Genomic DNA, 20804 nt, shown 5'->3' on the forward strand with positions numbered 1-20804 from the left:
GAAACGGCCTTGAGAAGCCGCGATCGAGCCAGCTCTACGGCCGCCTGTTCGGCCGATCGGACCTTGCAAAGTCGTGTTGTGCTGCCTGGCACGCGCACCGGCTGCGCGTGACTGTACAGATTAGATCGGTGGGACGGCATGGCCTTCCATGGAGAACGGGATGTTGAGCATAGGACTGAGTGGCGGCCTTGACAGAATCTATGAAAGCTCTCCGGAGCTGCCGAATACATTTCTTCACGATGGCGCTGCGGTACTTGTGCAGGACGGCCGCGTAATTGCTGCTGTCGAAGAGGAGCGCCTCAACCGCGTCAAGCACTCCAACAAGTTCCCCAGCAATTCGATCCGATACTGCCTTTCTACCGCAGGAGTCGAGCTCGGCGACATCGACCGTATCGCGTTCTACGCGACTGAAGCTTACTGCAAAGCCATGCTCGAGCGCCTTTCTGTTTCTCAGCCCGTTCCGTTGGACCCCAAACTGTTGCTGCGGCAGCTGTTGGCACGGGAATTAGGGGCCGAGATCGATCCGTCCGGGTTTCCTTCGTGAATCACCACGAAGTACATGCCGTGAGCGCGTTTGCCATGTCCGGGTTCGAGCAAAGTCTGGTGTTTGCGATCGACGGCGGGGGCGATTTTCTCTCAGGCTTAATGGCGGTAGGGTCCGGGACCGTAATTGCGCAGCTTGTAAGTTTCCCGGAACACAACTCTCTTGGGCTGTTCTATCTCGAGACGATCCGATATCTCGGCTGCGGGATGTTCGACGAATACAAAGTGATGGGGCTTGCACCGTATGGTGATCCCGATCGCTATCGCGAGCTCTTCGCGCAGTTCTACGAGTTGTTGGACAGCGGTGGCTATCGCGTTCACCTGGATCGAATCGGACCAGCCCTTTTGCGCAACATCCAGGTTCGGCGAAAGGGAATGCCATTCACCCAACAGCATCGAGATGTCAGCGCGTCGCTGCAGGAAGCGCTGGAGCGGATCGTGTTTCACACCCTGCGGCACCATCGTAAAGCGACGGGCATGACACGCCTGTGCCTAGCTGGCGGGGTGGCCCATAATTGCACGCTGAACGGTAAGCTGCTTTATTCCGGGCTATTTGACGACATCTTTGTTCAACCCGCGGCGCACGACGCCGGTTGCGCACTCGGCGCTGCATTAATGGTATCAAGCGAGCTAGGCAGGCCAGCGCCGCGCGAGCGACTGCCGGACGTTTATTGGGGGCCCGATCTTGGGAACGAGCAAGCCACAGAGCTTGAGCTCAACGCATGGTCAGGCCACCTCGACATTCAACGAAGTGATGACATAGCATCCAGTGCGGCGGACTGGATGGCAAATGGCGCTGTAATCGGCTGGGTTCAGGGGCGCTCTGAGTTCGGCCCACGTGCGCTTGGTAACCGCAGCATTCTAGCGGACCCGCGGCCTGCGGAAAACAAGGATCGCATCAACGCGGTGGTCAAGAAGCGCGAGAGCTATCGCCCCTTTGCGCCATCTGCATTAGAGGAGGATGCGAGCGAGTTCTTTGAGCTCCCCGACGGCACGCGGCAGCTCCCCTTCATGAACTTCGTAGTTCGCGTGCGTGAAGCCAAGGGTAACGTGCTCGGTGCGATCACGCACGTTGATGGGACGGCTCGGCTGCAGACCGTATCGCGCAAGACAAACCCCGCCTACTGGGACGTCATTAATGCGTTCAAGAAGCGAACGAGCCTTCCGATTCTTCTAAATACCTCATTTAACAACAATGCCGAGCCGATCGTGCAGTCCGTGTCAGATGCGATCACCACGTTTTTGACGACTGATCTGGACGGACTTGTTGTTGGGCCGTTCCTCGTCAGGAAGCGGCCAGCATCACTGCAGGATTGGAGTGCGCTGGCTGCGTCATTGCCGCCGTACGCATCCCTTCATCGTGTTCGCTCCCACATAGCGCCAGATCGGCAGGAAACGGTCTGCGAGATCCGCATGGGACATTCCGCCCACTCTAGTATGCGTATCTCACCTGAGCTTTTCGAGATCTTGATGCGAATCGAGGGCGAGGCGTCGCTCGGGTCGCTTTTCGACACAGCCCTGCTGGACCAGGCCAAGCGTGAAGATCTTGTGAAGGAATTGCGGCTCGTATGGGAGCTTCGGGGCGTTCGCCTGCATCCGCTGCACGCGGCTTGCCGTCACGATAATGTACAAAGCGGAACATAGCCATGACTCATGCGCATGGCCACGCCCATGCGTGCATGTGAGGGGACCAGGCCATCCGATGCAGAGCGGGGCATCGGGCATCGGGCTTCGGGCAGGTCGATGCAACACCGTTGAAGAAAGGACGATCGTATTGAGAGAACGCGGCCCGTCACGGATAGCCCTGCTATGAAGTTCTACCGATGCAGCTCGCCGGCACCGCGATTTCAGGCCGTGACGCCGGGCGAGAAGATACGCGAGACGTCTGTACTGACGTCTCTTGTCCAACCAGGAGCGCGCGAAAAGGCAAGGCAGATGGTTAGCGGTTCGAGCAATGATCGGTTCGTAGTGTCCCGGCGACGTACGGGGTTTGGCGACTGTCTGTGGTCACTCGCGGCAGCCTGGCGATTTGCAAAGCAGACAGGACGGACGCTAGCCATTGATTGGCGGGGATCTTGTTATCTTGATGAACCATTCACCAATGCCTTTCCAGTCTTCTTCGAACCGGTTGAAGACATTGGCGGAGTGCGAGTAATTTGCGATGACGACATCAATACGCGTTCGTTTCCAGGACCATTCTTTCCAACATGGTGGAACAAGCCATCTTTCGATTGCATCTATCGACCGGACGAGCAGATTTTCAGGGAACGCGATCAACTCGATCAACTGTTCCAAAGTCAGAGAGATAGTGACGCTAACACGGTTGTGTGTGATGCCTGCCTGATGTGGCGCTGCGATCAGGAAGCGGAACGCGAAATCTTCCGGAGTATTAAGCCGCGGCCTGAAATTCAGGCCCGGATTGATGCTATCTACCGCGAGCACTTTGAGCCGTACAGCGTAATCGGCATTCATGTCCGGCATGGCAATGGCGAAGATATTATGGGGCATGCCCCTTACTGGGCGGACACGGAGCGCGCCTTGCGGCAGATCTACAATGCCATTGATGAGGCCAGGAGTTTATCCCACGCAAAACCTGTGAGGGCGTTCCTGTGCACGGACAGTGCGCTCGTCCTCGAGCAGGTTTCGGTTAAATTTCCCGATGTCTTCGCGATTCCAAAGCAGTTCCAGGCGCCTCAAGCGGGCCCATTGCACCATCCCGCCCTCGGAGCTGAAGGCGGCTTTTCTGCCCTCACCGAGATGTATCTCCTTGCCCGCTGCGACACGGTGATCCGTTTTCCGCCAACGAGCGCTTTTACGCGCTATGCGCGTCTTTTCGCCCCACGCGTTATAGAATTCGATTTGAACGATCCGGGCCGGTTGATCCTGATTGAAGACAACTCGCAAGCGCTTATGGCTTCGTGAAAGTCGCAAACCCGCGTGATCGATCTCACCGCCGCTCTTTACGTCCGATAGCCGTGGAAGTTCTTCTCCGGGCGACGATTTTCTGGCCCGCGGGCTGTCATTGCCGCAACGTTCCAGGGGCGAAGAGAACGAAGCCGCGGCCGAATGCGTTCGGCTAAGGCGCGGCTTCGACAACAACGGCCCTAAAGTGCCGCTGCGTTTTACAGAAGGAGCACGCCTTCGTCTTCGCTTCGGGCGGGCCGCAGACGGAAGCTAAACAACGCTCAATCACGGATGAACATTTCAGCTCGCCAGCTCATGCTTGGAACTAGCGCCGCGAAATCCAGTGCCGCTCAGAGCATGGCGCGATAGATCAAAAGTGGCCGCCGACGAATCTAACGTGCAAGCTTGGTACATCAGTTTTATGTTGGGGCGGCTAATGGCCGTGGCCGTTATCCCCGGGCATTTTTCGACTTCGACGAGAGGCGCCGGCCAGCCGCAGGCTCGTACGGTTGTGCGATCGTGAAAGCGAACGCGGGCTGGGTAGCCCTTTCATGAAGCGGGCGAGTGCTCGCGAACTTACGTAGCAGAGTCACCATCGCTGTCAGAAAGCTCACCTCCGCTGTCTTGAATGCGCCAAACATTCCGCGTGCGCGACATTAGGACGCAAAACGGAAGCGCATTTACGTACATCGCAGTGGCGCAAATCCTGCTACGCGTGCGCGGGCGCAAAAGTAGAGGAGGCGGCCGTGGGTCTCGATCTGCCAAATGACAATCTGATCCGAGGTCCGCTGCCCGAAGCACATTTGGATCGCCTCGTTGACGCTGTTAATGCGCGCGTTGATCGTGGAGAACCGAAGGTGATGTTACTCACCGGCGCATCGCGCGGAATTGGCCATGCCACTGCCAAGCTATTCTCGGAGGCAGGCTGGCGCATCATTTCTTGCGCACGCCAACCGTTCGACGGCGAGCGATGCCCCTGGGAGGCTGGGAATGACGATCATTTCCAGGTCGACCTCGGCGATCATCGAATGCTGCCGCGCGCAATCACCGAGGTTAAGAAACGCTTGGCCGGTGCGCCCTTGCACGCGCTGGTGAATAATGCGGGTGTGTCGCCGAAAACGCCCACAGGCGATCGGATGACATCGTTGACCACCTCAACCGATACCTGGATGAGGGTCTTTCATCTTAATCTGGTGGCTCCGATCCTGCTGGCGCAGGGTTTGTTTGATGAGCTAAGAGCCGCGTCAGGATCGATCGTGAATGTGACTTCAATCGCGGGCTCGCGGGTGCACCCATTCGCCGGTAGCGCCTATGCGACCTCGAAAGCTGCGCTTGCGAGCCTCACACGCGAATTGGCCCACGACTATGCGCCGCATGGCATTCGCGTCAATGCGATCGCGCCCGGCGAAATCAGGACCGACATGCTGTCGCCCGACGCGGAAGCGCGCGTCGTGGCAAGTATCCCGCTGCGCAGAGTGGGTACTCCGGACGAAGTGGCCAAGGTCATCTTCTTCCTATGCTCGGATGCGGCGAGCTATGTTACGGGTGCCGAGGTGCCGATCAACGGTGGCCAGCATCTGTGAAGCGGCCGGCCCGGCGGCGAAGCTGACTTGAGCTTCCCAACGGACTCACGTTCTCCGCTGACCACGCGCATACAATCAACAGAAAATGAATCGAAGGCACACGGCAAGTTTACTGTCGTGCCATGAAAAAGTGTCACGGTTCGATGTCATCTCGTCAACACTTGGCGCTAGATCGAGAGTGACATGCAAAACGAACCTCGCCAATCCGGACATGGGTCCAGGGAGGATGATCAAGGAAACGGAGACAGGCTTATGCTGCATATCCCCTCCTCGAGCGAAAGACCTGCCTCGCAGCCGGAACCGGAGCGTGCCCCCCCGGGGGAGCCGTCGCATGAGAGCGCGCTGGCCGGCATCTACGAAATATCGAAAATACTAAATGCTCCCGGCCGGCTCGAAGTCACCTTGGCCAACGTTCTCGGTCTTCTGCAATCGTTTGTGCAGATGCGACACGGCCTCGTCTCGCTGTTCAACGATGACGGCGTTCCAGAACTTACAGTTGGCGCCGGCTGGAGCGAAGGCACTGACGAACGTTACCGGACGTGCGTGCCGCAGAAAGCAATCCACGAGATCGTAGCGACAGGCAGGTCTCTTATGGTCGAGAATGTAGCCGCCGAGACGGCCTTCAGCGCTGCCGACCGGGAGGTTCTCGGCGCCTCTGATAGTATACCGGTAGCGTTCATCGGGGTCCCGATTCGCGTTGATTCGACGGTCGTTGGTACGCTGACGATCGACCGTATCCCGGAAGGCAGTTCAAGTCTTCTCGAGTACGATGCGCGGCTGCTCGCCATGGTCGCGAACGTGATAGGACAAACGATCAAGTTACATCGCTTGTTCGCCGGCGATCGCGAACAATCGTTGGTGGACAAGGACCGGCTAGAGAAACAGACAGTTGATCGTGGGCCGCCCGCTCGCGAGCGCAAGCAGCTTCAGGCACACGGGATCATTGGCGACAGCCCGGCGCTGAGCGCACTGCTTGAGAAGATTGTCGTTGTAGCCAGATCAAACAGCACGGTTCTGCTGCGTGGCGAATCCGGTACCGGGAAGGAGCTGGTAGCCAAGGCCATTCACGAGTCGTCCGTTCGTGCTAAGCGGCCGTTCGTTAAGCTGAATTGCGCGGCGCTCCCCGAGACGGTCCTGGAATCGGAATTGTTTGGCCATGAGAAAGGTGCCTTTACCGGTGCTGTCAGCGCCCGCAAGGGGCGCTTCGAGCTTGCTGACAAAGGGACGCTATTTCTTGACGAGATCGGAGAGATCTCACCTCCGTTCCAGGCGAAGTTGCTGCGAGTTCTGCAAGAGCAGGAGTTCGAGCGCGTCGGCAGCAATCACACGATTAAAGTCGATGTTCGGGTGATAGCTGCGACCAACAGGAACCTTGAAGAGGCTGTGGCAAGGAGCGAATTCCGCGCGGACCTCTACTATCGTATTAGCGTAGTTCCCTTGTTGTTGCCGCCGCTTCGCGAAAGACGCAGTGATATTCCGCTGCTCGCAAGAGAGTTCCTCAGAAAGTTTAACAGCGAGAACGGCCGCTCTCTTACTCTGGAGGCGAGTGCGATCGATGTACTGATGAGCTGTAAATTTCCGGGAAATGTCCGCGAACTCGAGAACTGCATCGAGCGGACCGCGACACTCAGTGCCGGAACATCGATTGTAAGAAGTGACTTTGCATGCAGCCAAGGCCAATGCCTTTCCACGACGCTTTGGAAAAGCACATCGTATGGCAAGACAGACCCGGCGGCACCGATGCAACCGGTGCCTGCAAAGTCCATCATCCCGCTGGCTGAAACGGCCCCTCCGCCGCAGGCTGTCTGCGAACCGGGCTCATTGGCACCTTCCGGCACAGTTCTCGTTAGTGGTGCGAGAATGGCTGATCGCGAGCGGGTCGTTGCGGCTATGGAAAAGTCTGGCTGGGTGCAGGCCAAGGCAGCGCGCCTACTCGGGCTAACCCCGCGCCAAGTCGGCTACGCGCTGAGGAAATACGGAATCGAGATAAAGCGGTTCTGAGCGCCCCGCATCGGCCTGGACTGATTCCGCCAAATCGATAAGTGAAGACGGTCCGCGTAGTTAATCTAGCAATCTGAGGGGAATGGACCGCCGGGGGCGTCGGCTTGCCACGACCCCGAGAAGGGCTCAACTATTCAGCGACAGATGGGGCGGAGAGCCTCACTTGCGAGTCGCACAATCGCGAACCGCCGGTTGCTCGAAATGCAAAGAGCTATCATCCTTATCTCAATCAAGCCGGATTGGCGAACGCAATGCTTAATGACCCTCGACCGGTCCGGGCCTGCAGGGGATTAGCGGCAGTCAATCCGCAAGCAGTCCCGCCGCCACTTGCCAGCGTGGTGCTGCGAAACAGCGCTGTCCGAGCCTGCTTTGTGCCGGCATCCCTTTCAGGAAGCGCGGGGTAGAGAGGGCGCACTACCCGGTGTTAAGCCTTGTGACAGCGAGCGGTCCCAAGCGGCGGGGATGGTACAAGACTTGCTGTTCTCTTCCCAACTGACGTAACTTTAGGAGCAACACCTTGCATAATATTGTCTGCATCAAGCAAGTTCCGGACTCGGCGCAGATCCGCGTGCACCCCGTGACCAATACAATCATGCGTCAGGGAGTGCCGACCATCATCAACCCGTATGACCTATTCGCGCTCGAGGCCGCGCTGGGGCTGCGCGATCGGTTCGGTGGCGAAATTACCGTGCTTACCATGGGGCCGCCATCGGCAGAGGAGTCGTTGCGAAAGGCGCTGACTTATGGTGCTGATCGCGCCGTCCTACTTACTGATCGCTGCTTTGCGGGCTCGGATACGCTGGCCACTACGTATGCGCTTGCAACAGCGATCCGGAAAATTGGCAAGGAATATGGTCCGGCAAACCTCATCTTCACGGGAAAGCAGACCATCGACGGCGATACAGCGCAGGTTGGTCCTGGCATCGCGAAGCGACTGGGCGTAGGGCAGCTAACTTACGTTGCGAAGGTCAGATCCGTGGACGTCGCCAATGAAACAATTGAAGCGGAGCGGCGCTCGGAAGGCGGTGTGCAGGTTCTGCACACTAGGTTGCCCTGCCTCATCACCATGCTTGAGGCGACGAATCAGATTCGGCGAGGCGCGATGGCGGATGCCTTGCGTGCCGCGCGAGCCAAAATCGTGAAATGGAGCGCGCAAGATGCAGGTGTCGAAGACATCTCCAAATGTGGGCTCAAGGGCTCGCCGACTGTCGTCAAACGTGTGTTCGCTCCCCCTGCGCGGGCCGAGAGGGCGGCGCTGGTTGAGTCCGCCGAGCAGCCGGCGCAGGCGCTAATAGACGCAATCTTCTTGAATCAACCGAAGCTCGAAACCGATCTGGCGACACTTGCTCGTGACGCCCGATCTGGACTGTCCGGGCAATGTTAGCAACGCGCTCCAAGAAATGTATCAACGCTCGCACCCGAGTCGATGAGAGCGCAACATGTCGTTGTGCAACGCGGTAAGCTACCATAAGAGTTTGCTATGCCATCCGTCGATCTCGCCATCGGCTGAGGCCGCATGTTCCGTAGAGCACGTTATCGCTACGATCGAGTCCGGAGCCGCCCAGGATTGCCGGGGCACGGCCAAACAGGCCTGCGCATATTTCAGATCTTCCGTTTTGTCGTGTTCGACCGTGGAAGACCATTGCTTCCTCCGTACCGGTCGCGAGCAAAGACGGAATACGTCAGCAACCCGGGTCACCATGCTAGCGCTGCCGTCTGCACGTCCAAAGCCCTGTCGCTGGCTTTAAGGAGCAAAGCCAACCTATGCGGCGCCTTTGAAGCAATCCGCCAATTCAGCAGCCGTGTGTATGTGAACAGCCGCTGTTTCGTTCCTGACGGCGGTGCGCAGCCTCTCAAGTGCTATGCACTTGCTATGAGGATAGGTCACAAGTGTTATACCAGCTTCTTCGGAATCTGACGGAGCAAATTCAAGAGTTGGCATGATGGTTGCTGTTAGCCAGTAAAAATTAAGAGGGGGTAACCGCGAATGCGAAGAACAGGCGAGCGGCATGCCACGAACGACCTGAGGCCCTGTGAGGTCGGTAGGCACGAATTGGATTTTACAATGCTGTACCAAGTTGACAGCGGTTCGATGAAATGGCGGCAGCAGCAACCGCGAGGGCTTCATTCATTTGCTCAGGCAGCCAAAGCTGCACCGCGCGACTAGGCGTGTCATTCGCGCATGCGGCATTAGCATCAGAATGGCATGCGCGGCGAAGTATCCAAGACGATTCTCCGCGCGCATGCTCGCCGTGGCTGCCATTGCGGCATCGGATTGCTGCTGGACTGGAAGCCAACCGGATCCTCGCCGCTCCCTCAATGAACGAAGTCCCTTCGATGCGCATGACCAGGACAGAGAAGACCGCAATCTGCCGTGGCCAGGAGAACGACGAAAGTTTGCGTGAAAGGTGAACGCAACATTAGGCCCTTTGAAGCCAATGAACTCAGCGCGGTCAATAGTCGGCCCGGACATGAAGGTAGCTTCGTCAAGGACCGTTTCGCTTCTCATCTGCAGGGAGTCAAATGATATCTCAAGCGTCTCGATTTGCACCGGATCAGCCTCCGAAGTTATCCTGCGAGTACTTGACTGAGCGAGTGCGAGCCTTGTTCGGCCCGCATCCGTTCGCCTCCCAGATGTCCGGAGACCAGGTCGCCAGCCTGCTGCCTGAATACCTAGCGATGTCACAGGCGTTCCCGTACCTGCAGGCAGGGTCGCAAAGGGACCTCATATTCGATGCAATGCATCAAAATCGGGACATTGGGAGGGACATTGAACTGACCAGCGTGGTCGCGAATTTTATCTGCTGGGATGAGACCGGTGGCCATGGCGGGATTCTCCGGGGCGGCAAGGCGGCGTTGCCCGATATTCTTTTGACAGAAAACTTTCACTCCAACCTCTTGAGAAAGGATGCTGCACGACTACTCGGCAGAGCGATAAGGCCCAACTATAGCGACAGGACGAAGCAGTACCTGCATTCTCTCTATGCCGGATTGTCATCGAAAGACCCCCTGGTTCGTTGCGCCTACATGGTCGCCTTTGAGCTCCATGCTGCAGACATGATCCAGTCGCTGTGGACCACTCTGGTCAAAACCTTCAAGGCGCGGCCGGACGATCTTGAGTATTTTCGCGGCCATGTCGGCGGAGAAGATCCCGCGGAGAAGTACCACGGAGAAATGACAGGCCGGCTGATTGGTGAACTTGTGCAGCCTGGCCTTAATGATCGCTTTTTGAATGAATTCGGCCGAGCCTATCGGCTCAGCGTCCAGTGGTGTCGCGATCTGCTCGGAACGGCGGCGCGTACGGGAGATGATCACTCCGAGATGCAACATCATGGCCGTTGTCATTGCGGCGCTATCAAATTCTACGTCAATGCACCTCGAGAGCTCTCTGCAGTTCGATGCAATTGCTCAATTTGTCAAATGTCTGGATTTGTCCACTTGCTCGTACCTGGCGATAAGCTGCGCATCGAGTGCGGCGAAGAGTTCCTCACGACATACCAGTTCAACAAGAATATTGCGCGGCACACGTTTTGCCGGCTTTGTGGCGTAAAGCCATTCTATAGGCCGAGGTCGAATCCCTCCGGGTACAGCGTAAATATCCGATGTCTGGATAGAAAGACCATCGAGCACTTAAGAATATCTGAGTTCGATGGCGCGCATTGGGAGCAAGCATTCCTGTCAATGCAGCAGGACCCGGAGTCATGCTTCGAAGATCAAAGGAGTGAGCTCGAATGGCGCGCGCAATGAAAGATAAATCCTGTCTTCTTTCAGAAGAAGTCCTGACAAAGTACCGGATTGAGCTGCTAGTAAAGGGGTCCGTCGTAATCGCCCCGCAAATGTTATTCACTCAAGACGACATAGCCAGGATCGATCAGCTGCAGGCTGAGATTCCGGAAGAAGAAGTGCGGGAGGGAGATGCGGGCGACTTGCACAGCGTCTTTGTCCAGCGCGTGAGGGTAGACCCGCCCGGCCACGCGCCTAGCAACGTGAGTGGTACTGCTTCGGGTCAGATCATGGAGCTGCTCGAAAGTAGAGATCGCAGCTTCGCGCTAAGACAGATCTTCGGAGCATCCGCAGATTACGTGGTTCGCCGATGCCAGATGCATCGTATGCCGCCGGGGTCCTTTATCGGCATTCATTTGGATGCGGCGAGTGATCCGGATTTCGAGTACTCGGTGATTGTGCAGCTAGCGAGAGACTTCGACGGCGGTGAATTCGTGGTATATCCAACCGGGTACGAACAACACGTATTCCGGCCGCCATTTGGCGCTGTGCTTGTCACAACCTGTAAGGTCCGGCATGAGGTAAAGCCGGTATCAAGCGGGGAGCGCCGATCCCTCGTATACTTCTGTTCAAAACGCAGCGGCGTGAACCGCCGGATCATCGAGGGTTCTAACGCTCGGCCCTAGCGTGCCGCGCCTGGTATGGGTCTCTGCAAATCGTGGGCTGAGCGAGCTCTCCGGGGAATTGATGGCTTTCCCATCTTGCGGGTCCTTCGTGAGGTCCGACACGAGTCTGGTCGCAAGCGATGGCTTACATTGTCGTCCGTGAAGAAGGACTAAGCCACTGATCGGGAATCTCGATTTGGGCTAAGGGGCATTTCCAGATTGCAAGGTTTTGATGCTTTGGGCGTCAGAACCTTGCGATTTGGTTTTCGTGGATTCCCTCGAAGCGGGAAGCATGATTCCTTGTCTGCATCGGAGGGAACGATGCGGCCGAAGAAGCACAAGACGACGGGATCGAACGATCTGTTCCGGGCTCGGCTCGACCAGATCATCAATATGAAGCACGAGCTGGTTCTGCTCGCCGGCAAGGTCGATTGGGACTGGATCGACGGCGAGATCGCGCCGCTCTACAGCGAGAACGGCAGGCCCGGGATCGAGACGCGCTTCATGATCGGTCTGCTGTTGCTCAAGCACATTTACGGGCTGTCCGATGAGGAGGTGTGCGAGCGCTGGGTCCATGACCCATACTTCCAGTTCTTCACCGGGGAAGAGTTCTTTCAGCACACGTTCCCGCACGAGCGCTCGGACCTGAGCCATTGGCGCAAGCGGCTTGGCGACAAGCTGGAGTTGCTGCTGGCCGAGAGCTTGCGGGTAGCGCACGAGGCCGGTGCATTACGCAGCCAGGACCTCAAGCGGGTTACGGTCGACACCACGGTGCAGCCGAAGGCCATCACCTTTCCGACCGATGCCAAGCTGCTGCATGCGGCCATCAAGGGGCTCAACCGCCTGGCGATCAGGCACGGCGTCAGGCTGCGGCAATCCTATGCTCGCATCGCCAAGGCCGCCGCGATGATGGCCGGCCGCTACGCCCATGCCAAACAGTTCAGGCGGCATCAGCGGCAGTTGCGTATCCTGCGTAGCCGGCTGGGCCGGATCATCCGCGACATCCGCCGCAAGATCGAAGGCCAGCCAGCACTGGAGCAGGCGTTCGCCCTCCCGCTCGGCCGGGCCACGCAGATCCGCTCGCAGCAGCAGCGCCAGCGCGGCTGGAAGCTCTATTCCTTCCATGCCCCGGAAGTGGAGTGCATCGGCAAGGGCAAGGCCAGCGCGCCTTACGAGTTCGGCGTGAAGGCCTCCATCGTCACCAACAACCGCCGGGCTCCCGGTGGCCTGTTCGTGCTGCACGCCAGCGCACTGCCCGACAACCCCTACGACGGTCACACCTTGCGGGACGTCATTGACCGCACCGAGACACTCACCGGCTGTCCGATCGAGCGGGCCTATGTCGACAAGGGATACCGCGGCCACGACGCACAAAATCCCCGTCGCGTCTTCATCTCCGGCCAGAAGCGCGGCGTTTTCGGTGTCATCAAGCGCGAGCTGCGCCGCCGCTCCGCCATCGAGCCCATCATCGGACACCTGAAGGCGGAAGGCCACCTCGGGCGCTGCTACCTCAAAGGCCGCGCCGGCGATGCCGCCAACGTCGTCCTCTCAGCCGTCGGACACAACTTCCGCCGCATCCTCGCCTGGCTGAGATATCTCTTGTGCCTGTTCCTGGCCCAGCTATGGCGCACGCTCGCCCGGCCAGCCTCGATCAATCCGGCTTCTTAACGGACGACTACATTGATCGTACGCGTCCGGTGACGGCCCCTAGTGGGCGTCTTGAGCGGATGGCCGACCTCGCTCATGGGGCATGAGCGACGTTCTGAGGTTACCAATTCCGGGCGTGAGTTCGTGGACGCGCTTGGCGAGATGATCCAGCAGGCAGGCCAGCACAAGCCTGTGGATCTAGGGCTTGGCTGTGGCGATGAAGTGATCGCTTTGGTCGTGTCATTGTTACTCCAAGCTCTGCGCCCCGATCCGGGCCTTTTCCTCGCCCGTCCATCGTCGGCGACGATCCCAGTGATCACCTCGACGCGACGATCACCTTGCTACTGGCTCGAGCATGGTATTTGCCATCGTTCCTCCTCCACGGATCCGTTCATGCCGAGCTGTATCGCGGGCGCCGAAAGGGGAGCGGTTGGGGCCTCACGCCGTTACAATGGGCCGAATATTTCCACCACAATCACCACAATCACGAGGAGAGTGGTCGCAAAGGCCATGATGACCATTCCGCTGCCCGCAGGTAGGAGGCTGAGAGGCGAGGCGATAGGATTGCAGATCGACGGCATCACACGGGGCGGGAGATTGAGCCTCTCAGTGCTATCGAAGATATAGCTAGTCGGGCGTCGGGACTCACGGACCACACATCCAAAGCTGGGTTGCATCCCCGCGGAATTGTCAGCCAGCTGGTCCCGACCGGGGTTGTCCGGCGGCTGCCCGGGAACGAGCGGCGTTTGGCTGTAGTAGGGACCACCATGCTTGGAGCTCGGTGCCACCTCGCGCAGAGCAGTCTGCCTGACAAATGCGGAACTTGCGCCAGCGGCCACATTCATGGCTTTTGCAACTCCAGATGCAAGCAGAATCAAAGCCAAGTCGAACAAGATCAATCGGATCAGCCTCATTGGGGCTCCGAAGATAGCTGCTGCGGCCGCGTTCTTTGCGGCAACTCCTGCTCCTATGCAGCAATTTACGTGCCGGCAAAGTGCGGTCTTTTGGGGCCGCTTATTTCATAGTGAAACTCGCATAAACCCAAGCCAGCGAGTGCAATCGCCCATCGTATTGTCGAGTTTCAACGTAGGCGTCGCAAATCGGCCAAGCAGGACGTGCAATGCGATTAGCTTTTGGGGTCGGCAACTGCGCTGGCAGCCTTACGCCATGACGCTCGTCGCTGTACAAGCTTCGGCGCACCGCTGGTCTCGTCCGGGCCGAACAAGAGCACTCTCATAGGGCCACCATTCATCGTCCGACCAAAGCTTGCTCGGTGATTGGGGCACCTTCGTCGCCACGTGAAGGAAGGGAGGCGCGCGTTCCCGGTGCGCGATGGAGTATCCCAGGCTTCGAAGCGATGAATTGAGCGGCTGACGATGTTTGCTACGACTTCAATAGTCGGTGTTGCTGATCGTGGGCCGCGGGCCTGTTCGGCGCAATCACAACGCACTCCACAGTGCCAGCCTTTTCATCGGCAGCAAGCGGGATCACGCCCTCCTTACGTGTGTGGTCGAATATAAGTCCATCCTTGACGAGACGATCATGCGCCGCCCGGAAGGATGCTGATCGCACATTTCTCACAGATAAAATAACGTTACAGCCGAAATAGTCGACGCCTAGCAGCCGGACGGCAATGTTGTGTAACACCGAGCCGCCACCCCAGCGGCCGTTCGCTTCATTGAACAGCAACCGCCCGTCTTGTGCGAAAATGGCGTCGATGTTGATCATTCCGCGATACCCCAGGTCTCGCGCGAGTGCCACAAAACGGTAGGCATGGGCCTGGGCAGCTAACAATTGCTCTTCCTCCAAGTCGCTTGGAAGCTCAAGTCCCGTCCAGATCAGAGCTCTTTCGGATCGGTCTGCGCTTTTACGCAGACGTATGCTTCCACTATTGACAAAAGCGATTGATGCATCATCCTGGATTGTATACTCGAGATAGAATAAAGATCGGGCCAAGTGGTACGATTCCACGACCAGCGTCTTACACGAGGCTGTTGTCATCTCAGACCACAATGCTTCGGGATCAAACGACGGCCACGAAACCCACCGAGTATCTCTGGCTCCAGGTAGCGGATCGCTCTTATTGCTGGTCAGGATGACGTTTCCAACTCCACCAGCTCCATTATCCAACTTTACAATGACCGTGCCGGTCTCGGATTTGAGGGAGGTGACGGCTTTGAACAGTCCATTTGGGTCTGTCGCGACTGATCCATGGGGGAGCGGAAGTGCAACGCTTGTTGCCAATTGACGGAAGTGGCTCTTGCGATTCAACAGATCAGGCCCGCGCTGCAAAGCGAAGTCGTCACCGGTCTTCGGTATGCCTAGAATGGCCGCCAAGCGTGCGACGCCTTCAGTAGAGTAGCAGGGATACAATTGCCAGTCTGATTTCTGGCGAATATGTCTTTTGAGCCGCTCGACAACAGTTTTGGACAGTAACGTACAATCATCGAGGATTGTCGATTGGCGGCTCGCAGGTACAAGCAGGCGAAGAGCCGATGAATGGAAATTGAGCGTTCCGCCAATGAAGGATAACAGATCGGCCGGGATCACTACCGGAGAGACTATCAGGTCGCCCTCCTGAGCAAACCACGCTGAACGAAATGCCGAGTTGGCGGCCAGCGAAAGTTGAGCTTTTGTTAGGTGGGCGCCCGACATCTGAGGCGTACCGGCATTCATAATCAGGATTCGCGGCATTCTCGACCTCCGGACATCTGGTCGTGATCAGGATGGGATCGTCATGGCAACCACGAAGTCGTTGCCATGCCGTGGCAAGGCTCTGGGAGAGGGGAGAATTTGCGCCATCTCGATGTCACCTGCGATGCAGCGGGAGAGAACGGCCCGCCTCGAATCTGCCGATCTCAATTTATGGCTCGGCCGCGTATGAAATGATCTCGCAGAGCCCGATAAACGGGCTCTGACCAAACATGGGCGATCAGCGCTTGCGCCTCGATCCGGCAGTCGCCGCCGCTTGGTCACATAAGCGGCGGGTGCGTCTTCCCATCGAGCAACGGCTCGACCGACCAGCATTCGGCTACATTTGGATGTTCCGTAAGCACTCGCTCTATTCTTGCTGGAAAGATATTCTCGCTTGAAATAATCGAGAGTTGTTTTGCCGCGGTGAAGCGGAATAGATCCATCGGCCTCGCAGTGTCCATTGTCGCCGGCGAGGCTGGGGATCTCGAGTCGGGCTCCTCTCAGGGCACCAAACTGGCTCTCCAAGGCGCGAGCGATCCGCTCAATGTATCGATTGAGGATGACATAGCTGGACGGCTTCCGTTCGAAATGAATCGCGGTCTTGTCAAAGGTATAGGTAGCGCTTCCCTCGGCCGGGGTGGAAAAATTCAGCTTGCTATTCATGCGTGTCAGGTCCGCGCATTCTGTTTGCGCCACCCGCAACGGCCCCCCAAATCCTGACGAGGCCCCGGTCATATGCTTCGGCTGGCGCTTGTACAGGCTGTGCTCACACGGTCTTGGCGGAAGCCTTCTTTTAATGGCTGTCATGGGGTGCGAACGATGGATATCGCTCGAGGGAAATCTGCCGATCGATCGATCACTCCGCTCTGCTCAGCTGCGGTGTGCATCTTCCGGTAATGATCGGCACACCACGAAGAGGTCTTCTTGCCGCGTTTTTGATATACAGGCTCGCCGCACATATAGGCCGCTCTCATATCTCCATCTTTGAAACCGATGATGCAACGGCACTGGCCTTCAACATGATGAACTAACAGGACCTTCTTAAGGCCATCGCGGTCTTTCAACTTGCTGCTCCAGCCTGCCAAACAATTTCTTCCGATGCCGCGCTGGTCACGCGGAGTCGCCCGCGCGGGCCACTCGTCGAAACCCGCGCGGGCTCACCATCTGCCAAACCTTGCACGGTCGAAACGCCTTGCCAGGTGCGGAAAGGAGCTTGAAGGTGGCGGGTTCGGCGAACTGAGTTTTGTGCGTTGCTGCGCGAGACGAGCAGCTTCAGGAAGCGGGCGCCACCTAAGCGCTTCCGATAGACTTCCACGTCGATCAATTCTGACCTTATCGGCTCCCGTGGCGAAGTGGCCGCCGGCGGCCATATTGTCAGGATCAGAAATGCCGAACCATTTAGAGCTACGTGCGAGCTCTGGCGCCGCGATCGGAACTCGCTGCACAGCCCTCCCGAGCGAGGGACTATAGACAATGAGGAGCATGACCGGCCATCGGTCAGCGGATATGACCAGCTGAGGCATTCGCAGTCCCTCACACGATAGGTGCCACGCCCGAGAGCGTACGATTTAACGTTACGTCAGATTCAAGCCCCTTTTTTGCGGCCTATGAAAACGTGACCAAGGTAATGCTGGCCCAAGCAGTCCCCCAAGGGGCTATCGCGAACATGTAGCGCCGCCGTGAGGGGGGCGAGCCCCAGTTAATGAGGGCCATTGAGGAGAGATCCAGCGAACGCGTCGGCGGCGTACCCAACGCACGTCGCCGCTCGCTTCCGGCGAAATTTGGAGTTGCTCAGGGGGCGTATGCGGGAATCACCATCGGCGGTCAGTCTGAGAAGGCGAGATATCGAAGCCAAGCTTGGCAAGTGTTTTTGGCGTTTGCGTAAAGCGCCACGCTGGCCTGCCAGTCTCTCGGCATGTAGGCGGCAACGGCGCACCTAATGCGCTCTCAGCAGAACACGTCGTTTTGCCTCGAAAAGATGCTCATCCAGGGTATCGTGCAGCGCACGCCGCAGCTCTGGCGGGATGGAGCTATCTGTATCGATCAATTCCCGAAACTTCCGGATGATGTGTTCTATTGTTGCGATCGTTCCCAGTGTTTCCATCCTCTGCCAGGGCATCATCCATTGTCTCCTTTGGCGCGTAACGCACGTTGCGCCGCGGGTCCTCACCTCAGCAACCGGGCCGAGAACAGCCTCTAGTCGGCAAAGGGGTGGCTGTCGGACACCTGCTCAGCGCGAGTTGTTTCGTCAGCGGCGCTCACTCAAATTCCGCAGAGGTGGCGCGCATTTGCAGCTGCAATATTCTTGCGCACGTAAGCTGCACTCTTGATCGCATTAGTCGAGCCTCAGCCAGCTCAGCTTTAGGCGTTTGAAACCGCAATCAAGCGAGTCAGCCGGGCGGCTGCAGCGCCGTGATCAAGTGATTCTTGGCCAAGTGCCACGCCTTGCTGTAGGTTCGAGGCGCGACCGGCCACCACCAGTGCCGCCGCCGCGTTCAAAAGTGCGGCATCACGAAAAGGGCCTGGGAGGCCGTCGAGCACTTTCTCTAACGCAATGGCATGAGACTCGCAATCACAGCTCTCCAGCGCATCGGCGCGGTAGCGGGAGAGCCCGGCTTCTTCCGGCGTCACTTCGAACGTGCGGACTGTACCGGCCTCGACCGCAGCAACAAAGCTTGTCCCGGCGAGGGATATTTCATCGAGCCCGTCCGAGCCATGAACAACCCATACCGAATCGGCACCCAGGTTCTTCAAGACGTACGCCAATGGCTGCACCCATTTGCGAGCGAAAACTCCAAGGATCTGCCGCTTGACGCCGGCCGGATTAGACAAAGCCTCGATTAGATTGAACATTGTGTGGGTTCCAAGCACGCTTCGGATCTGGCTGATGCGCTGCATCGCAGGATAGCCGGCTGACGCAAACATGAAGCCAATGCCGGCTTCGTGCACACAACGTGCGATCGCATCAGGCTTGAGATCGACCTTTACGCCTAGACTCGCCAACACGTCTGCGGTGCTTGAACGCAAAGTCGCAGCGCGGTTAACATACTTGGCGACAGGAACGCCGGCCCCGGCGACGATGAAGGAAGCGCACGTCGATACGTTGAGCGGACGCATCGCCCCGTCGCTCGCACCAGTGATATCGATGGGGTCGCATTGCATTTCCACCTTGGGCATTAAATTCCGCATTGCGGACGCGGCGCCGGTGACTTCTTCGACTGTTTCGCCGCGGACTCTCATCCCAATCAACAAGCCACCGATCTGCGAGGGAGTTGCGTCACCCGACATCATGCTGTCGAACGCTGACGCAGCCTCCTCGCGCGTCAGTATGGCGCCCGTGGCAACTTTCGCGATGATCGACTTGAGCGGTTCCATCGAACTGTGCACGTCCCTTGTCCAATCTGAGCTGCGACCGTTCAGCCAGACGTCTTTGCAGCCGAGTGCCTTGTTGCAGCTGCCTGTCTATTCGCACTCGCTATGCCGCACTTGTCCAACAGGCGGCCGACAGATGAAACGTGAGCATCTGTGGCGACGCTACAACCTGACGCTACGTGAGGGTCAAGCCCTCTCCATTCGATGGTGCCCTAGATAGGACGCCGGCGGCTGGTCAGAGGACTGCAGTCGCTTGATACCAGAACAATAGCGTCGTCTCGAGCCTGCTTGCCGGCGATATTAGGAGGGTCACAAGGCTTTTGGCTTCCGGCGCCGCCGTGGCGGGGGCCGCCGGTTAACCTTCGTGCGATGTGCTGCACGTGAGCTGGGACGACTTCTGGTAAGGAGCCGGGCGGACAAGTCGTAGCACCTTCACTTCGATCTGCTGCTCTGATTGCCGATGTCCCGCCCGGAGATCACGTATCGGCATTGCTGACTGAGGCGATCTTGCTTGGATCTGAGGCAGACAGTGATAGCAAAGCGATCTGGTATGTGACTACTACAAAGGCGTAACACGTCTTCCATACAGGCCTCTTTCTCCTCTGCGGTCGGCGCTTGATCAAGCGCGTTGGCTGGCGCGAGCATGACCGTTGTCATTGCCAGGCCAAGAGCGATGGCGCCGTAGCGAAGTCCGAGGTCCGAAGCCAACTTAGTTCGTTGTTTCTGAATCATAACATTCCTTCAATTCGGGTGGGGTGACGTTTTGTTCTTGCTGTGTGCGGAGCGCATCATCTGCCAACCGGAAAGCTGCGGATCTGCTTAGCTGGCTGTCGGCAAGCTCGTTATTCTACTTTGCGGTTCTCATTGTACGGAGCCCGTCATCCGCCGGGAATGACATTCGATGAATCGGGGGTAGGCCTGCACCGGATGGTGTTAGGCTCTCTATTTCGTCGTCCTGGGCTAGCGTACATATTTGAAGCATTCGCAAATGTCGTGATGTCAGGAATCATCTGGCTCTCAGTGGTGATCCCCACTTGTCCCAACTCGTACAATCTAACGATGCATGCGATTCAAAGTCTCTTCATAAGACCGATGGTCTAAAGCTGTCGGGGGCTGTGGACTAGGGATCGACCGCTTCGGCAGCCGAGCCACGAGCGTCGCTCCTACGTGATGATACGGAGCGTAGGTGTCGCAATTGTTTGATCTACGAATTGCATGCTCTCGGCATGAATCCGAAAAGCAAACTCTACCAACCCGATCACTGGCGAGGCCGCGCGCAAGCAACGCGAAAGAAGGCGGCAGCGCTCGTTGACGGGAAAGCAAAAGACAGGTTGCTTAAGATTGCCTTCGAATACGACAAGTTAGCGCAGCGCGCCCTCGTGTGGCGGATGCGCAAAAATGAGGACGATACGTGGCCTGAGCAAGAGCTGTAAGCGCTGCTACGGCCAATCAAGGCTTCAGCCTTTTGAACTATACCCAACCCAAGGGCGAGGCTGATATCGCTCAACAAGCAAGTCAATCCCGCCTGCTCCGAGCGTTGCGGGAGCGAGGAGCGAGGCGGCCGGGCCGTCCTATGCCATAGGACGTGAGGGCGGAGCCGGCCGCTTGCCCAACGTTCCTTCAGGTCTCTTTGCTTCGTCAGCTTCTCGAAAGCTAGCTTTCACATAACGGT

Annotated in this window: 14 protein-coding genes and 1 pseudogene; 9 read left to right on the forward strand and 6 right to left on the reverse strand. The window is 57.8% G+C overall.

Annotation, left to right across the window (positions count from 1 at the left end; all coding sequences use genetic code 11):
* The first annotated feature begins 160 nt into the window (after nucleotides 1-160).
* The 8 genes and pseudogenes from BJA_RS43605 to BJA_RS10020 all read left to right on the forward strand — a co-directional run bounded on the left by BJA_RS43605 (nucleotide 161) and on the right by BJA_RS10020 (nucleotide 13087).
* Nucleotides 161-2187, forward strand: a pseudogene (locus tag BJA_RS43605) (carbamoyltransferase).
* 165 nt (nucleotides 2188-2352) lie between these two features.
* Nucleotides 2353-3465, forward strand: a complete 1113-nt coding sequence (locus tag BJA_RS09990) for a nodulation protein NodZ (protein ID WP_011084832.1) — start codon at nucleotides 2353-2355, stop codon at nucleotides 3463-3465.
* 728 nt (nucleotides 3466-4193) lie between these two features.
* A complete protein-coding gene (locus tag BJA_RS09995) occupies nucleotides 4194-5030 on the forward strand; it encodes an SDR family NAD(P)-dependent oxidoreductase (protein WP_011084833.1) in 837 nt (278 codons plus the stop codon).
* 252 nt (nucleotides 5031-5282) lie between these two features.
* Nucleotides 5283-7031: a nif-specific transcriptional activator NifA gene (gene nifA / locus BJA_RS10000; protein ID WP_014497807.1), complete on the forward strand. Its 1749-nt coding sequence runs from the start codon at nucleotides 5283-5285 to the stop codon at nucleotides 7029-7031.
* A gap of 517 nt (nucleotides 7032-7548) precedes the next feature.
* The gene (locus BJA_RS10005; protein WP_011084835.1) at nucleotides 7549-8415 is read left to right on the forward strand and encodes an electron transfer flavoprotein subunit beta/FixA family protein; all 867 of its coding nucleotides are present in this window, start codon (nucleotides 7549-7551) and stop codon (nucleotides 8413-8415) included.
* A 1211-nt stretch (nucleotides 8416-9626) separates the two neighbouring features.
* Nucleotides 9627-10778 carry a GFA family protein gene (locus tag BJA_RS10010; protein ID WP_014497805.1) on the forward strand — a complete coding sequence of 384 codons (1152 nt, stop codon included), beginning with the start codon at nucleotides 9627-9629 and terminating at the stop codon, nucleotides 10776-10778.
* On the forward strand, nucleotides 10763-11440 hold the full coding sequence (locus BJA_RS10015; RefSeq protein WP_011084839.1) for a 2OG-Fe(II) oxygenase: 678 nt from the start codon (nucleotides 10763-10765) through the stop codon (nucleotides 11438-11440). The genes BJA_RS10010 and BJA_RS10015 overlap by 16 nt, the downstream gene beginning before the upstream one ends.
* A 300-nt stretch (nucleotides 11441-11740) precedes the next feature.
* A complete protein-coding gene (locus BJA_RS10020; protein WP_011084757.1) occupies nucleotides 11741-13087 on the forward strand; it encodes an IS5-like element ISBj5_B family transposase in 1347 nt (448 codons plus the stop codon).
* 425 nt (nucleotides 13088-13512) lie between these two features.
* On the opposite strand, the gene BJA_RS10025 is transcribed toward BJA_RS10020, so the two are convergent.
* From BJA_RS10025 to trpD, 6 genes are all read right to left on the reverse strand, one after another.
* Nucleotides 13513-13980 carry a hypothetical protein gene (locus tag BJA_RS10025; protein WP_018647484.1) on the reverse strand — a complete coding sequence of 156 codons (468 nt, stop codon included), beginning with the start codon at nucleotides 13978-13980 and terminating at the stop codon, nucleotides 13513-13515.
* Nucleotides 13981-14449: 469 nt separating this feature from the next.
* Nucleotides 14450-15760, reverse strand: a complete 1311-nt coding sequence (locus BJA_RS10030) for a peptide ligase PGM1-related protein (protein ID WP_011084841.1) — start codon at nucleotides 15758-15760, stop codon at nucleotides 14450-14452.
* 27 nt (nucleotides 15761-15787) lie between these two features.
* Complete coding sequence (locus BJA_RS10035) at nucleotides 15788-16423, reverse strand: hypothetical protein (RefSeq protein WP_223153701.1); 636 nt, start codon at nucleotides 16421-16423, stop codon at nucleotides 15788-15790.
* A 140-nt stretch (nucleotides 16424-16563) separates the two neighbouring features.
* On the reverse strand, nucleotides 16564-16824 hold the full coding sequence (locus tag BJA_RS10040) for a hypothetical protein (RefSeq protein WP_133415003.1): 261 nt from the start codon (nucleotides 16822-16824) through the stop codon (nucleotides 16564-16566).
* A gap of 872 nt (nucleotides 16825-17696) precedes the next feature.
* A complete protein-coding gene (locus tag BJA_RS10045) occupies nucleotides 17697-17882 on the reverse strand; it encodes a hypothetical protein (RefSeq protein ID WP_014497801.1) in 186 nt (61 codons plus the stop codon).
* A 239-nt stretch (nucleotides 17883-18121) separates the two neighbouring features.
* Nucleotides 18122-19135: an anthranilate phosphoribosyltransferase gene (trpD, locus tag BJA_RS10050; protein ID WP_011084845.1), complete on the reverse strand. Its 1014-nt coding sequence runs from the start codon at nucleotides 19133-19135 to the stop codon at nucleotides 18122-18124.
* Nucleotides 19136-20331: 1196 nt separating this feature from the next.
* Here trpD and BJA_RS10055 point away from each other — a divergent pair.
* Nucleotides 20332-20565, forward strand: a complete 234-nt coding sequence (locus BJA_RS10055; RefSeq protein ID WP_014497799.1) for a hypothetical protein — start codon at nucleotides 20332-20334, stop codon at nucleotides 20563-20565.
* Nucleotides 20566-20804 lie beyond the last annotated feature (239 nt).

It is taken from the genome of Bradyrhizobium diazoefficiens USDA 110, from assembly GCF_000011365.1.
Lineage (GTDB): Bacteria > Pseudomonadota > Alphaproteobacteria > Rhizobiales > Xanthobacteraceae > Bradyrhizobium > Bradyrhizobium diazoefficiens.